The sequence below is a fragment of the Streptomyces sp. NPDC059787 genome, assembly GCF_042732315.1.
Lineage (GTDB): Bacteria > Actinomycetota > Actinomycetes > Streptomycetales > Streptomycetaceae > Streptomyces > Streptomyces atrovirens.
The window spans coordinates 61222-76560 of the sequence record NZ_JBHWHX010000004.1 but is presented as its reverse complement, the minus strand read 5'-3'; the positions used below and the strand labels follow the sequence as shown (position 1 = coordinate 76560).

Genomic DNA, 15339 nt, shown 5'->3' with positions numbered 1-15339 from the left:
TTGGCGGCTTCCTGCTCGGCCTTGGCTTCCGCCTTCTCGCGTTCCTGCTCGGCCTTCGCCTCGGCCTTCTCCTTCTCGGCCTCCGCCTTCGCGGCTTCCTGCTCGGCCTTGGCCTCCGCCTTCTCGCGTTCCTGCTCGGCCTTCGCCTCCGCCTTCTCCCGCTCGGCCTCCGCCTTGGCCTCGGCCTTCTCCTTCTCGGCCTCGGCCTTCTCGCGGTCCCGCTCGGCCTTCGCCTCCGCCTTCTCCCGCTCGGCCTCCGCCTTGGCCTCCGCCTTCTCCCGCTCGGCCTCGGCCTTGGCGGCCGCCGCTTCGGCCTCCGCCTTCTTCTTCTCGGCGTCGGCCTCTTCCTTGGCGGAGATCTCGGAGAGGGGGCGGTCGTCCCTGTCGGTGATGCTGGTGTCGAACGCCTTCTCGGCCGCCTTGAACGCCTTGTTGATCGCCACGATGGCCTCGGCGCCCTTCGTGCCGAGCCAGTCCTGCACGGACTGCTCCCACCGGCGCACCGCCTCGTCGGCGATCGCCTTCCACGTGGTCATGTCGCCCGGCTTGCCGTACGACTTCTCCCCGATGACGATCTCGTTCCGGAAGCCGTCGGTCGACACCACGTAGTTGTGCCAGCTGGTGGCCGGCCCGGAGTTGTAGGACACCGTGTCGATGTCCGTCTTGTCGAACTGCGTGTCGAAGAGCTTCAGCCGGGCGTCCTGCAGCATGTCGTAGAGCCAGCGCTGCGGGTTGCTCTCGGCCTTCCACGCCTCCCAGGCGTTGTAGAGGTTCTGCGCCTGGGTGAGGACGACGCGCTGGGCCTCGGCCAGCGCGCGGGCCGGCTCGGACGTCACCGTCACGTCGTCGATGGTGACCGCGGTGTCCGAGCCGCCCTTGCCGTTGAGCTGGTCGGCGTACCCCTCGTAGTTCCGGGCCAGTTTGTGGATGAGCTCCTTGAAGATGGCGGCCGACGTGCCGTCCCAGGAGTCGCTGCCCTCCCCGATGTTCTCGGTGTCCCACTTGCCGACGGTGACCGCGCTGTCCTCGAAGAACTTGACGACCCGGTCGAACGCCTGGCCCGTCTTCGTGAAGGTGCGCAGATCGACGTAGTCGGCGTCGTTCACCTTGACGCCGCGGTTCTCGAACCCGTGGGTGGAGTAGGGCCACATGGTGAGCTGCGAGAGGGCGGCCTTGGAGCCGTAGAGGTACTGGACCAGGGGGTTGGTGTCCCAGTCGAGCTTCTCGCCCTCGCTGTTCGTGCCGCCCTTGTCCTTCAGTTTGTCGCTCGTCTTGGTGTAGCCCGGGATCACGTCGTCCCCGCCCGGCGGCCAGGCCTGGCCCGACGCGAGGAAGGTGATGTACACGCGGTACTGGTAGAGGTAGCTGCCCGCGGAGGGGGCCGTGTCATCGCCGGCCGGCTTGTAGTACGGGATGGTGTAGTCGGTGTTGTGCGTCTTCCAGCCGCCCGAGGACAGGAAACCCGATGAATAGTCCGGACCGCCCTCGTCCTCCACCCGGACATGGATCATCGGGATGCCGTCGTTGCCCTTGAGAGTGTCGAACAACGTCTTCCGCTCCGGCAGGATGTAGCCGGTGAGCAGCTCAACTGCTTTCTTCCAGTTGTCGTTGTTGTTGTCCTCGGGGTTGGCCATCGCCGAACTCCGCTACTCTTCCTGTTGGTTGCCGCCCGGATTGTCGAGGTCACTGTCGACATCCTCGAAGATGTCCATGAACTCGTCCGCGGTGATGTTCTCGAGATTCTTGCCCTGGCTCTTGGCCAGCTCGTCGATGGTGTCCCACAACGCCTGTTCGAGGTCCTCGAAGAGGATCGTCTGGTCCTCCAGGATGCGCACGACCTCGTCCGCGCCCTGCTGGACGACCTTGTTCAGGGCGCCCCCGCCGACCGCGCTGTTCTCGCCGGCCATGAGGCCGATGACGAGCGGCTTCGCGGCGTCGATCGTCGTGGTCGAGATGCTGTCCGCGATGAACGTGATCGCCGGCCCGGCGGTCGGACTGTCCTTGAGGATGTTCTCCAGGGTCGTCCGGAAGCCGTCGACCTGGTTGTTGATGAAGTTCTTCAGGAACGTGCTGTCGAGGACCGTGACGGCCACGTGATCACCCTTCCGTCACCGGCCGGCGTCAGCGGCTGCCGATCCTGATGTCGCCCCACCGCTGCGAGAGGTTCTGCTCCGTGTGCCGGTAGCTGGAGGAGATCTCGTTGAGCAGACCGGAGTGGTTGGCGAGTAGGTTCTTGATGTTCTCGACAGCGTTGTCCCATTTCTTCTGGACCTCGCTGTAGACGTCCCGGTCCTCACCGATCCAGCTGTTGCGGAGTTCGGCCAGTTCCATCTCCAGGTTGGCCAGAATGCTCATGATCGCCTGGGACTGGCCGACCATGTCGTCCGCCGCGCCTTCGGCATGGTTGTAGTCGACGTAGATGTAGCCGTCGGAGAAGTCCATCAGAGTCCTCTATTCACCGGGAGAACGACGAGATGTGAGGGGTTCGGGGGCTGCCGGTCAGTTCGACGACGTGTGGGTGCCGTTGAGCTGGTCGAACACCTGCGTGGAGCGCGAGTACTCCTCGTCGATCGCGTCGCTGGTGGACCCCTGCACCAGCCCGTGCTCCGTGAGGGTGCCGTTGAGCTCGTCGACCATCCGGTCCAGGTTGATCAGGATCGTGTCGACGTGCTCGTCCCACTGCTCCAGCAACTTCTTGTACTTTCCACCGTCCGCGCCCCCGTAATTCGAGGCGAGCGTGTGCGACGTGGACTGCACGTCCTGCTGGCAGCGCTGAACACCGGTGAAAGCCTGTTCCAGCGCCATGATCCCATTGCGGGTCGCGCGTTCCTCGGACTGCTGCATGGCCATGAGAGAACTCCCTTTTCGGCGAAACTCACCGGTCTGCTGCCCCCACTTCACCCTGTGGGCAGACAGGGCGCCCCCGCGGTCACGAATGACTCGCCGGGGTCATGGGGTGGCCAGATGCTATGCAGGCCGCAACTTGTTTGGCAATTGCCCGCGGAACCGCGAAGTCCCTTACCGGAAAGCTCAATTGAGCAATGACCCGGAATTCACGCCGCTCAAGTGAGCGGCGCGATGGATCCGGCCGGACAGATCGGGCATCCGCGCCGCTCGCCGGGGTGGAGCCGAGCGCCCGGCTGAACGCGAGGTGACCGCGGGACGCCAAGAATTTCCCTGACGGCTGCTTCCCCGCGGGGGCCCTCAGCCCCTATGTCCGCGGGCACCGCAGCGTCACCCGGGCCTCGCCCCCGGCCGCCGCCTCGGGGGTCAGGTCCGGGCCGCTGGGCAGCATGGCCAGCATCGGGGACGGCATCGTCCGCGCCTCGACGCCCTCGTAGCCCAGCGCCTTCACCGCCTCCTGGGACAGCAGCCGGTACTTCACGCCCTCGTCCGTCACCAGGTACGTGGTGTCGCCCAGCGCGCTGCCGCTCGCGCTCAACGCCCTGACCAGCGCCCCCTTTCCGGCTCGTACGGCGATGGAGTCGACCTTCAGACAGCCCGGTTCGACCTCGGGCGCCGGCGCCTGCACCGCCCGGGGCAGAGCGCTCCCGGGCAGCACCGAAGTGCCCACCCGCACACCGGAGTCCGCGGAGTCGACCTCCGCGCAGGACACGGAGCCGGTGGCGACGGTGACCGCCTCCGGCGGCTTCGCGGGCAGCCGCTCCGTCCCCGAGCTCCGCGCGTCGGGGGCGAGATGCCCGGCCAGGGTGTCCGCGCCGAGCGTCACCACGGCCGCGGCCCCACCGTCGTACGCCTTCTCACGCGTCTGCGGGTCGCCCAGCAGGAGGGTGGCGCCGGTGTCGGTGAGGGGGACGAGGCCCTCCCGCGTGAGCAGGTGGTAGCGGGCGGCGGAGCCGGGGACGTCGACCTTGAAGAGCTGCCCGATCCTGGTGCTCCGCCCGGCCAGTTCGGGGCCCTTCCCGCCACGGCCGGGTACGTCGGCGGGGGCCAGGTCGGGGCCCAGCGGGAAGGCGTCGAGGAACGCCGCGGAGACGGGACGCGGGGTGACGTCGCCGTACCCGAGGGCCTCGGCCGCCTTCGCCCGCTCGTCCAGGCGCAGCCGGCTGCCCTGCCACAGCAGGTACGCGGTGTCGTCCGGGCCGGTGACCAGCAGGCCCTCGTTCTCGCCCAGTCGCCGGCCGCCGGGCACGTCCTGCGGGGCGTCGGTGCCGAGGGCGAGTGTCGTGGTCGTCGTGACGACGCCCGTCGTCCGCGGCAGGACGTCGGAACACACCAGCCACGGGGTGCGGTCCAGGTCGCCCGTGCCCGGCAGTGCCTCGGGCCCGTCGGGGATGCCGATGGGCGTTCCGTGCGGGGTGCCGGCCAGCGAGGACGTGCCCACCGTCGTGACGCCGACCTCGCCGCCGGTGACCAGCCGGGCCGACGCGTAGTTCCGCACCGGGCGCAGCCGCCCGTCCAGGTACAGGTAGCGGGCGCCGGTGTCCTTGTCGACGACCAGGTTCTCCCCCGAGCGCCACGAGTCGTTGCCGCCGGGCCGGATGAGTCCGAAGACGAAGGCGCCGGCGCACACCAGCACGGCGATGATCACACCGATCGCGGCGCCGCGGTTGGTCCGGCCCAGCGGGCTCTCCGGGGAGTCCGGCTCGGCGCGCAGCATGGCCGAGGCCAGCCGCCCCATGATGAAGAGATGCGCCTGTACTTGGTCGCGCTTGCTGTGCATGTCGCCGTGTCTCCCGGGTCAGCCGTTGATGCCGCGGAGCCAGCCGTAGACGCCCATCGACCAGAGCGTCAGCGGCAGGATGCTGAGGGCGGCGAGTGAGTGCAGCAGCTCGGCCGCGCGTCCCCAGTACGGGACGAGCCGCCGTCCGGGCACCGTCCACGAGGCGATGATGATCGCGGCGGCCAGTCCCATCAGCCCGGCCGTCAGGGTCAGCCGGTCCGCCGGGGCGAGGGAGCGGGCGGACACGGACAGCAGCAGGACCACGCCCCAGGCCCCGGCGCAGGTCAGCGCCAGCCGCTGCCAGACGTTGCCCAGCCCCCGGCTGTGCAGCAGCAGGAGCAGGGAGAAGGCCACGACGGTGAGGATCTCGGCGAGGCCCGGCTCGGCCATGAGCGCCGCCAGGCAGGGCAGGCACACCAGGCCGATGGCGCCGTAGAGGGCGGTCATCCAGCCGTCCGCCAGCGCGGAGCGCGCGTCGACGTCCGAGGAGGAGTACGGGTCGATGCCCTGCTGCAACTGCTGGACGTTGGTCGGCAGGGGCGGCATCCGCATGCCGGCCAGCCGGAACGACAGCGACGGGACGAACCCGCCGAAGAGCACCACCACGACGGCCACCACACCGGCCGCCTGCTGCGGCGCCAGGTCCAGGGTGATCAGGGCGGCGCCGAGCGCGCCCGCCGCGGCGACACAGGCCGCGCCGATGAACAGCGCCGGGTAGACGCCGACCGCCGCCAGGGCGAGGATCGTGCCCGCGCCGCCGGCCGCGGACGCCGCCAGCAGCCGGGCTCCGAGGACGGCCTCGCCGTCGGCGCCGCCCAGGTCGCCGCCGGGCAGCAGCCAGCCCGCCAGGGCGAAGTAGGGGGCCGCCATCAGGCCGAGCACCGAGCCCGCCCCGGCGTCCCCGACGGCACGGGAGGCGGAGCCCGCCCCGGCGATCAGCAGCAGTCCGGCGGCCGAGGCGGCGACCGCCCGTATCCAGCCCGCCGTGCCGGGCATGGCCAGCAGCACGATGCCCAGCGCGAGGGTGGCCGCGGCCAGTCCGCGCAGCAGGCGCCGGCCGGCCTCCGGGCTCCAGCCGTGCGGTCTGCGGCCCATGCCGTCGGCGATGCCGTCGACCAGGTCGTCGATGTGCACCTCGGGCAGCGCCTCGGTGCGCGGCCGCAGATAAAGCTCCTCTCCGTCCCGCAGACCGAGGGAGTCCAAGGTACTCTCGGGGTCGAGCGGTGGACCGCCGAGCCGTTGGAGCACCCAACCTCCGTGCTCCAGACCGGTTTCCTCCAGGTCGTCCCCTCCGTAGCCGATCACTGTGGGCAGCAGATCGGCGACAGGGACGTCGGAGGGCACGGCCAGGTCGACGGTCCTGGCCGGAGCACGTACGGTGACGCGGCACAGGCTTGCCGTCTGAGTCTCAGTCATGGGTTCGGAGTTCACACTTTCTGGCGGACCACGGGACACGCGGTGGCTGGAAGTGGCAAGGGCAGCACACCGGTCGGTCGCCGAACGCGACGGAAAAGTCGGACGGGGCATGCGCCGACGAGTTTGACCGTACGCCGGGCTTTTCGCAACACCACTCCGGGAGTTCAGCGTCACGGCACCTTACGGCCATTTTCCCGACGCCGTCGCGCGGGACTCTGACTCTTTACGGAAAAACTCGCGACGTTCCCGCGAGGTTCCCCCGGAATTCCTTCCGAAATCGTTGAGGAGGACGTTCGTTGAGCGTGATCCTGTTCCGCCGCCCGGCCCGCCGTAAAGGGCCGGAAATGCCGTCGGGGGAACTGAGTCTTCAGGAGCCGCCCACGCTTCCGGAAGTCGTGCCTGACAGTTCCGCGGTGTGGACGTATCTGCCGATGGCGCTGATGTCGGTCTCCATGATGCTGATGTTCATGCGGCCGGGGATGAGCCAGAGCAGCGGCGGATTCATCTACATCGCGCTCGGTGTGATGGTGATCGCGTCGGCGGGCATGATGCTCGGTCAGGTGATGCGGCGCAACGGTGAGCGCAAGCAGCGGATGAAGGGCGAGCGCCGCGACTACCTGCGGTATCTGCGGCAGACCCGGCGCATGGTGCGGACGTCCATCGTCGAGCAGCAGCGCGCCCTCGCCTGGCGCCACCCGGAGCCCGACGCGCTGTCGTCGCTGGTGCGCAGCACCCGGCTGTGGGAACGCCGTTCGTCGGACGAGGACTTCGCCGAGGTGCGGATGGGCGTGGGCGACCAGCGGCTGGCGATGAAGCTGACCCCGCTGTCGACCAAGCCCGTCGAGGACCTGGAGCCGCTGAGCGCGCACGCGCTGCGCAGCTTCACCCGCGCCTACTCCACCGTCCGCGACCAGCCCATCGCGATCTACCTGCGGGCCTGGTCGAAGGTGCTGTTCCGCGGGGACGAGGAGCGGATACGGGCCCAGGCGCGGGCCCTGCTCGCGCAGTTGGCGGTGTTCCACTCCCCCGACGACCTGTGGATCGCGCTGTGCGTCTCGGACGAGCGGCGCGCGGAGTGGGAGTGGGCGAAGTGGCTGCCGCACAGCCTGCACCGGCACGACGAGGACGGCGCCGGACCGGCCCGTCTGATCGCCTCGGCCTTCACCGAGCTGGAGAACCTGCTCGGCGCGGAGTTCCTGGAGCGGCCGGGCGCCGACCCCGACGCGGTCCCGGGACGTGAGGAGCCGTACACGGTCGTCGTGATCGACGGCTGCACGGTGCCGGCCGGGCACCGCTTCGACGGGCACGGGTTCCGCAACGCGGTGGTGCTCGACCTCACCGGTGCGCTCGCGTGGAAGCCCGGACGGACCACGCTGCGCCTGGAGGTGGACGAGGGCGGTGTCGCGCTGGTGCGCACCGACCGCGACCGCAAGGAGCAGTCGACGGTGCTCGGCCGGCCCGACCGGCTGGGCACGGTGGGCGCCCTCGCGCTCGCCCGGATGCTGGCGCCGTACCGGATGAGTGTGGGCGGCGACGACTCCAAGCCGCTCGCCAACGACGTCGAGCTGACCTCGCTGCTGAACATCCCCGACCTGCACCGGCACGAGCCGGCCACGTTGTGGGAGAAGGCGACCGGCAGTGCCCGGCTGCGGGTGCCGATCGCGGTGAGCGGTGAGGGCAGGCCCGTGGAGCTGGACATCAAGGAGTCCGCGCAGGGCGGCACGGGACCGCACGGCATGCTGATCGGCGCGACCGGCTCCGGCAAGAGCGAGCTGCTGCGCACACTGGTGCTGGGGCTGGCGCTGACCAACTCCTCCGAGACGCTGAACTTCGTCCTCGTCGACTTCAAGGGCGGCGCCACCTTCCTCGGCCTCGACGAACTCCCGCACACCTCGGCGGTCATCACCAACCTCGCCGACGAGGTGGCGCTGGTCGCCCGGATGCAGGACGCCCTGCACGGGGAGCTGATCCGGCGGCAGGAGCTGCTGCGTGCCGCCGGGAACTACACCTCCGCGCTGGAGTACGAGAAGGCGCGGCAGTCCGGGACGCCGCTGCAGCCGCTGCCCAGCCTGTTCGTGGTGGTCGACGAGTTCAGCGAACTGCTGGCCTCGCACCGCGACTTCATGGAGCTGTTCGTGATGATCGGCCGGCTCGGGCGCAGTCTCGGGGTCCATCTGCTGCTGGCCTCGCAGCGGCTGGACGAGGGCCGTATGCACCAGCTGGAGAGCCATCTGTCGTACCGGATCGGTCTGCGGACGTTCTCCGCGATGGAGAGCCGGGGCGTGCTGGGTGTGCCGGACGCCTACGAGCTGCCCGCGCAGCCGGGTGCCGGGTTCCTCAAGAGCGGTGTCGACGCGCTGACCCGGTTCCGGGCCGCGTACGTCTCGGGGCCGTACCAGCGGCGGCGGGCCGTCGTACAGGCGCAGGTGGCGCGTCAGGTGGTGCCGTGGACGGCGGAGTGGGTGGTGCCGCGCGCCCCCGCGGACCCGGACCCGGCGGGCGAGCCCGACGGGACCGGACCCGAACCGGAGGGCGAGGGGGACGGCGGCGGGGAGACGCTGCTGTCGGTGGCGCTCGACCGGCTGCGCGGGGCGGGGCCGCCCGCCCACCAGGTGTGGCTGCCGCCGCTGGGCCGGCCGGCCACCCTGGACCAGATCCTGCCCCCGCTGTCCCCCGACCCGCGGTACGGCCTGACCACGGCCGACTGGCCGCTGCGGGGGCGGCTCACCGTGCCGGTGGGTGTGGTCGACCGGCCCTTCGACCAGTTGCGCGACCTGCTGACCGTGGACCTGTCGGCGGCCGGGGGCCATGTGGCCATCGCCGGGGGTCCGCAGAGCGGCAAGAGCACGCTGCTGCGGACCCTCATCACCGCGCTGGCCCTCACCCACACCCCGCGCGAAGTGCAGTTCTACTGCCTCGACTTCGGCGGTGGCACGCTGGCCTCACTGGACGAGCTGCCCCATATGAGCGGGGTCGCGGCGCGGGTGGACACCGAACGGGTGGGCCGTACGATCGCGGAGGTCACCACGCTGCTCGCCCGGCGGGAGCGGTTCTTCCTGGAGCACGGCGTCGACTCCATGGCGACCTACCGCAAGCGGCGCGCGGCGGGCGAGTTCCCCGACGAGCCGCACGGGGACGTCTTCCTGGTCATCGACGGCTGGGCGACCGTGCGCCAGGACTTCGACCGGCACATCCCCACCTTCAACGCGCTGGCCGCCCGCGGGCTCAACTACGGCGTCCACCTGATCGTCACCACCGCCCGCTGGGTGGAGCTGTCGTCGTCGGTGCGCGACCAGACCGGGACCCGGCTGGAGCTGCGGATGGGTGATCCGATGGACTCCCAGATCGACTCCCGGAAGGCGGCGACGATCCCGCGCAGCGCGGGGCGGGGGCTGACCTCGGACAAGCTGCACTATCTGTCGGCGCTGCCGCGCGTCGACGGGGTCGAGGACACCGACGACCTCGCGGACGGGGTCGCGGGGCTGGTCGCCGCGATCGGCGAGAACTGGACGGGGCCCACCGCGCCACGGGTGCGGATGCTGCCTTCGACGCTGCCGGTGGAGGAGCTGCCGGAGCCGGAGGGCGAGAACGGGCTGCGGATCGCGATCGGCCTGGACGAGAACGAACTGGCCCCGGTGTGGCACGACTTCGCCGAGAACCCGCATCTGATCGTGGTGGGCGACACGGAGAGCGGCAAGACGAACCTGCTGAAGCTGGTCGCGCGCGGCATCACCGAGCGGTACACGCCGGCCGAGGCGCGGATCATGACGGTGGACTACCGGCGGGAGCTGGTGGAGAGCGTTCCGGAGGCGTACCGGCTCGGGCACGCCGTGTCGCTGGACATGCTGCGGGACCTGGTGGACGGGGCCGCGCGGGCGGTCAAGCAGCGGGTGCCCGGGGAGGACATCGCGCCGTCGCGGATGCGGTTGTGCGACTGGTGGCAGGGGCCTCGGCTGTTCATCCTGGTCGACGACTACGACATGGTGGGCGGCGGGCCGATGACGCAGCCGTTCGCTCCGCTCCTCGACCATCTGGCGCTGGGGCACGAGGTGGGGTTGCACCTGGTGGTGGCGCGGTCTTCGGCGGGGGCCGGGCGGGGGCTGAACGAGTCGCTGCTGCGGCGGTTGCAGGAGGTGAACACGCCGGGGTTGCTGATGTCGTGTCCGCCCAGTGAGGGGTATCTGTTCGGGAGTGTGAAGGGGCGGGAGCTGATTCCGGGGCGGGCGGTCCGGATCGCCCGGCGGAAAACCTTGCAGGTGCAGACGGGGCTTGTGGGGGGCGGGTCGTGAGGCGTCCGGGTCCGGAGAGGGTTTCCGCACCGCCGCCACGATCCGCGGGCAGTCGTGCCGCAGGGCGATGGGGGTCCCCCCGCTCGAGCGGAGCCGAGAGTGGGGGAGGGTGGGCGCGACGGCATCCCGAAGGCGCCGGGCTGCGCACCCACCCCCCGGCCCGACCCGACGCGGCGCACCCCGCACACCCCGGGCCGGGCAAGTGGGGGCCGGCACGGACGGGTGCGGTGACGACTTCCTCAGGAGGTGCCCGGTGGGCGCCAGTTACGGGTGCGGCCTCGGGGGACGACCGCGGCCAGGGCCGCCAGCAGGAGGACCGTGGTCAGGCCCACGGCCGCGATCGTCAGGGAACGGGTGCGAGGGGTGGGGTCGGCAGGGGGCGGCATCTGCGCGGGGGCGGGGGTCCGTACGGAGGGCTTCGTGTGGTCCTGGACCAGGGACAGGGCGGCGTACGGGTCCAGGCGGGGGGTGTCCGAGGGGTAGGCGGTGTCGAGGAGGCGGCGGGTGACCTCGGCCGCCTCGAGGTCGGGGTGGTAGGCGCGGACGAGGGCGGCGGCGCCGGCGACGCCCGCCGCGGCCAGCGAGGCGCCGGAACCGATGTAGTGGCCGGAACCCTCCGGACCGACGCTGACCATCTCGCTGCCGGGCGCGGACAGGTCGGGCTCGTGAGCGGGCGGCGCGTTCTTCTGCCGTACGCCGCCGGGGCCGAAGTCCACGACGGCGAGCGCGCCGGGTGCGGCGGCCGGCCAGTACGGCCCCTCGGGCATCTCACCGTCGGGCCCCCGCTCCTCGCGGGCCACGGCGTCGGGGGCGGCCGGGGCGACGACCAGCGCGTCGCGCCGGGTGGCGTAGGCGACGGCCGCGGTGAGTTCGGCCTTGCCGGTGCGCAGGACCTGGCCGACGTAGACGACCTGTGCGCCGCGGTCCGCCGCCGTCCGTATGCCGGCGGCCACGCGTTCCACGGAGGGCACTCCCCGGTCGTCGGTGCCGGACAGGGCGAGGATCTCCGCCTGCGGGGCGACCCCGGTGATGCCGCTGCCCTTCTCCGGCGCGGCGGCGATCAGGCCGGCGGCGAACGTGCCGTGGCCCACGCAGTCCTTCGCCGCCCCGTCGAGGGACTCCACCCTGCCGGACAGGCTGGGGACGCCGGTGGCGACCCCGCTGTCGACCACCGCGACGGTCACCCCGCCGCCGCGGGAGATCCGCTGGGCCCGGGACAGGCCGAGTGCCGTCTGCGACCACGCCGCCCCGGTGGCCGTCTGCTCCGAGGCCCCGGTGCACGGGTTGCCCTCGCCGAGCCGGACGGGCAGCGGGGGCAGCAGCGTGGCCCCCGGATCGTCGGCACCGGAGCTCGCCGACGGCGCGGCGGGGAGGGCGAAGGCCGGCCCGCCCGTGACCGGCAGGACCACGGCGACCGCCAGCACAAGGCCCGCACCCCGACGTCTCATGACATTCCGCATGAGCCGCATGATATGCACACAAGATGTACGGCGCACAACGCCAACTAGGCAACAGCACAAGGAGGTTCGAGGCGTGGCACGGCAAATACTCACGGTCGGCCCGGAACGGTCGGACGGCTTCCAGACGATCGGTGAGGCACTGGCCCAGGCCCGTACCGGGGCGGTGATCCGGGTCCGTCCCGGCCGCTACGCCGAGAACCTCGTCATCCGGCACCGGGTGACGATCGTCGGCGAGGGCGAGCCGGGCACCGTGGAGCTCTGCCCGCGGGACGGCACCGCCGTCACCCTCATGGCCGACGCCGTGATGCTCAGCGCCCTGACCCTCCGGGGCCGCGACAAGGAGGCCGCGGTCGTGGACGTACCGGCCGGCCAGGCCGCCCTCGACGACTGCACCGTGGCCGGCTCCGGATGGACGGCGCTGCTGGTCCGCGGCAAGGGCTCGCTGGCCGCCCGCGGCTGCCGGATCGGCAACCCCGGCGGCGCCGGCCTCGTCGACTCCTCGGAGTCCGAGAGCATCGTCGAGGACTGCGTGTTCGAGAACTTCGGCACCTCCGCGGTGGTGATCGGCGAGAGTGCCGGGCCCCTCGTCCGCGACTGCCGCATCCGGGGCGCGCGGGCCAACGGCATCCTGGCGAGCGGCGAGGCCCGCGGCACCGTGGAGGGCTGCGACATCTCCGGCACCGACAAGCCGGCCATCGCCCTGGAGGGCCACAGCTCGACGCGCGTGCTGCGGTGCGCCGTGCACCACACCTCGGTGGGTCTGCTGGTGACCAGCATGTCCCGCCCGGAGATCGAGGAGACCTCCTTCGAGTCGATCGCGCAGAGCGGCGTCGTCATCTCCGGCGGGGCCGACCCGGTGCTGCGCGGATGTGTCACCCGGCGCACCAGGACCAGCGGGCTGCTCGTCCTGGACCGCTCGCGCGGAACCCTGGAGGGCTGCTCGTTCCACGGCTCCACCGAGGCCGCCGTACGGGTCGTCGAGGGCGGTGCCCCGCTGCTGCGGGACACCGTGGTGAGCGACTGCGCCGACACCGGCGGGGCGGTGCAGCTCTGGGACGACTCCACGGCCGAGTTCGAGCACCTGGAGGTCCTGGACGCGGCCGGCGTCGGCATCTCGGTGCGCTCCGCCGCCGACCCCCTGTTGCGCCGCGCCAAGGTCACCGGCTCCGGCGGCCACGGCATCGAGTTCACCGACGACGCCCGCGGCCGGCTCGAGCACTGCGAGATCGAGTCCGCCGGCGGCTGCGCGCTGAGCATCGACGACGACTCCGACCCCGAGATCAGCGACACCGTCCTCACCTCCGCCGCCCGCTCGGGCCTGCTCGTCGGCGAACGCGGCCGGGGCACCCTGCGGGACTGCGAGATCGGCGACAGCGCCGACGCCGGGGTCGGGGTGCGGGACGGCGCGGAGATCACCCTGGAGCGGGTCCGGGTGCACGGCTCGAAGGCCCACGGCGTCCAGGTGTCGCGCGGCGGCCGGGCCGTCCTCGACTCCTGCGAGGTCACCGGCAGCACGGGCGACGGCGTACGGATCGACAGCGCCGAGCCGGTCGACGTGACCCGGTGCGTCGTACGCGACAACAGGGGCGCGGGACTGCGCCAGAGCCGCGCGAGCGAGCGGCTCACGGTCGAGCTGCTGACCAGCGCGGACAACGGACTGCCGGACAGCTGGGGCGAGTCGGCCGAGACGGGCGGCGAGGACGGCGCACCGGGCGGCCCCGGCAAGGAGCCGGAGCCCGAGGGCCCGCTGGCCGAACTGGAGGCGCTCGTCGGCCTGGAGAACGTCAAGCACCAGGTGAGCACGCTGGTCAACCTGAACCAGCTCGCGGAGCGCCGGCGCCGGCTCGGCATGCCGGTCCCGTCGATGAGCCGGCACCTGATCTTCGCGGGACCGCCCGGCACCGGCAAGACCACCGTCGCCCGCCTCTACGGCAGCATCCTCGCGGACCTGGGCGTGCTCAGGAGCGGACACCTGGTCGAGGTCGCCCGCGCCGATCTCGTCGCGCAGGTCATCGGCGGTACGGCCATCAAGACCACCGAGGCGTTCAACAGCGCGCTGGGCGGCGTGCTGTTCATCGACGAGGCCTACACGCTCACCGTCGAGGGAACGTCCAACGACTTCGGCCGCGAGGCCGTCGACACCCTGCTGAAGCTGATGGAGGACCACCGCGACGACGTGGTCGTGGTGGCGGCCGGCTACTCCGAGCAGATGGAGTCGTTCCTGACCGCCAACCCCGGTCTCGCCTCCCGGTTCACCCGCACCATCGAGTTCGGCAACTACGCGGTGGAGGAACTGGTGACGATCACCGAGAGCCTCTGCCGGCGCCACCAGTTCGAGCTCGGGCCGCTGACCCGGGAGGCCCTCGCCGTACGCTTCGAGCAGATGACCCGCGACGCGACCTTCGGCAACGGCCGCGCGGCCCGCGGTGTGTTCGAGGACATGGTGGACCGGCAGGCGTTCCGGCTCGCGGCCATGACCGACCCGGCGGAGAACGACCTGACGCTGCTGCTGCCGCAGGACGTCGGCGACGCGGAGGCGGCGGCCGTCGGCGCCGGCGAAGGCGGCACGGCGCAGGACGCCGACGACCCGTCCGACCCGATGGCCGAGCTCACCGCCATGGTGGGACTCGCCGCCGTGAAGCGGGAGGTCGCCGACCTGGTCAGTCTCCTCACCAACGCCCGGCAGCGGATCGCCGCCGGGCTGCCCGCCCCCCGGATCAGCAACCACCTGGTCTTCAGCGGGCCGCCCGGCACCGGCAAGACCACCGTCGCCCGGCTGTACGCCAGGCTCCTGCACTCGCTGGGGGTGCTCCCCCGCGACTCCCTGGTGGAGGTGGCGCGGGCGGACCTGGTGGGCCAGTACGTCGGCCACACCGCCCAGCGCACCAAGGACGTCTTCACCAGCGCGCTGGGCGGGGTGCTGTTCATCGACGAGGCCTACACCCTGACCCCCGAGGGATCGTCCAACGACTTCGGCCGCGAGGCCGTCGACACCCTGCTGAAGCTGATGGAGGACCACCGCGACGAGATCGTGGTCGTCGTCGCCGGATACACCGAGGAGATGGGGCGCTTCCTCGCCTCCAACCCCGGTCTGACGTCCCGGTTCTCCAAGTTCGTGACATTCGAGGACTACAGCACCGACGAGCTGGTCACCATCGTGTCCCGGCACGCCGCCGCCTCCGGGTACGAGTGCGCCGACGCCACCGTCGAGGCACTGCGCGCCCATGTGGACGCCATCCCGCGCGACCGGTCCTTCGGCAACGCGCGGCTCGCCCGGCAACTGCTGGAGACGATGATGACGAGCCAGGCCCGCCGGCTGGGCGGGCTGGCTTCTCCCAGTCTCGCCGACCTCACGACGCTGCTGCCGGAGGACCTGCCCGTCCGGCAGGTCCTGGGACAGCAGCCCGCCCGGTGAGAGCGGACGCCCGCCGGCCGGGGGCCGGGGGGGGGGCCCCCGCGGGGGGGGCCCGCCGCACGGTTGATTGAGGGG

The 15339-nt window shown here is 71.6% G+C and carries 9 protein-coding genes; 2 read left to right on the top strand and 7 right to left on the bottom strand.

Annotated features, from left to right (window positions below; all coding sequences use genetic code 11):
* The 6 genes from ACFV5H_RS05340 to eccD form a co-directional block, all read right to left on the bottom strand.
* A partial coding sequence (locus ACFV5H_RS05340) for an AAWKG family protein (protein WP_385192976.1) occupies positions 1 to 1634 on the bottom strand: 1634 nt, incomplete at its 3' end.
* Positions 1635 to 1646: 12 nt separating this feature from the next.
* The gene (locus ACFV5H_RS05335) at positions 1647 to 2093 is read right to left on the bottom strand and encodes a type VII secretion system-associated protein (RefSeq protein ID WP_385058398.1); all 447 of its coding nucleotides are present in this window, start codon (positions 2091 to 2093) and stop codon (positions 1647 to 1649) included.
* Between the two features lie 28 nt (positions 2094 to 2121).
* Entirely contained in the window at positions 2122 to 2442 is a 321-nt protein-coding gene (locus ACFV5H_RS05330) for a WXG100 family type VII secretion target (RefSeq protein ID WP_385058399.1), read from the bottom strand.
* A 57-nt stretch (positions 2443 to 2499) separates the two neighbouring features.
* Positions 2500 to 2850 carry a hypothetical protein gene (locus ACFV5H_RS05325; RefSeq protein ID WP_385058401.1) on the bottom strand — a complete coding sequence of 117 codons (351 nt, stop codon included), beginning with the start codon at positions 2848 to 2850 and terminating at the stop codon, positions 2500 to 2502.
* A 361-nt stretch (positions 2851 to 3211) separates the two neighbouring features.
* The gene (gene eccB, locus ACFV5H_RS05320; protein ID WP_385192974.1) at positions 3212 to 4684 is read right to left on the bottom strand and encodes a type VII secretion protein EccB; all 1473 of its coding nucleotides are present in this window, start codon (positions 4682 to 4684) and stop codon (positions 3212 to 3214) included.
* A gap of 18 nt (positions 4685 to 4702) precedes the next feature.
* The gene (eccD, locus tag ACFV5H_RS05315) at positions 4703 to 6100 is read right to left on the bottom strand and encodes a type VII secretion integral membrane protein EccD (protein WP_385058405.1); all 1398 of its coding nucleotides are present in this window, start codon (positions 6098 to 6100) and stop codon (positions 4703 to 4705) included.
* Positions 6101 to 6444: 344 nt separating this feature from the next.
* Here eccD and eccCa point away from each other — a divergent pair, with 344 nt between their 5' ends.
* Positions 6445 to 10389, top strand: a complete 3945-nt coding sequence (gene eccCa / locus ACFV5H_RS05310) for a type VII secretion protein EccCa (RefSeq protein WP_385193117.1) — start codon at positions 6445 to 6447, stop codon at positions 10387 to 10389.
* Between the two features lie 239 nt (positions 10390 to 10628).
* Here the strand turns inward: eccCa and ACFV5H_RS05305 are convergent, their stop codons facing one another.
* A complete protein-coding gene (locus ACFV5H_RS05305) occupies positions 10629 to 11849 on the bottom strand; it encodes a S8 family serine peptidase (protein WP_385192971.1) in 1221 nt (406 codons plus the stop codon).
* A gap of 73 nt (positions 11850 to 11922) precedes the next feature.
* Between ACFV5H_RS05305 and ACFV5H_RS05300 the strand changes: the two genes are divergently transcribed.
* Positions 11923 to 15264 carry a right-handed parallel beta-helix repeat-containing protein gene (locus ACFV5H_RS05300; RefSeq protein WP_385058410.1) on the top strand — a complete coding sequence of 1114 codons (3342 nt, stop codon included), beginning with the start codon at positions 11923 to 11925 and terminating at the stop codon, positions 15262 to 15264.
* The last annotated feature ends 75 nt before the right edge of the window (positions 15265 to 15339 follow it).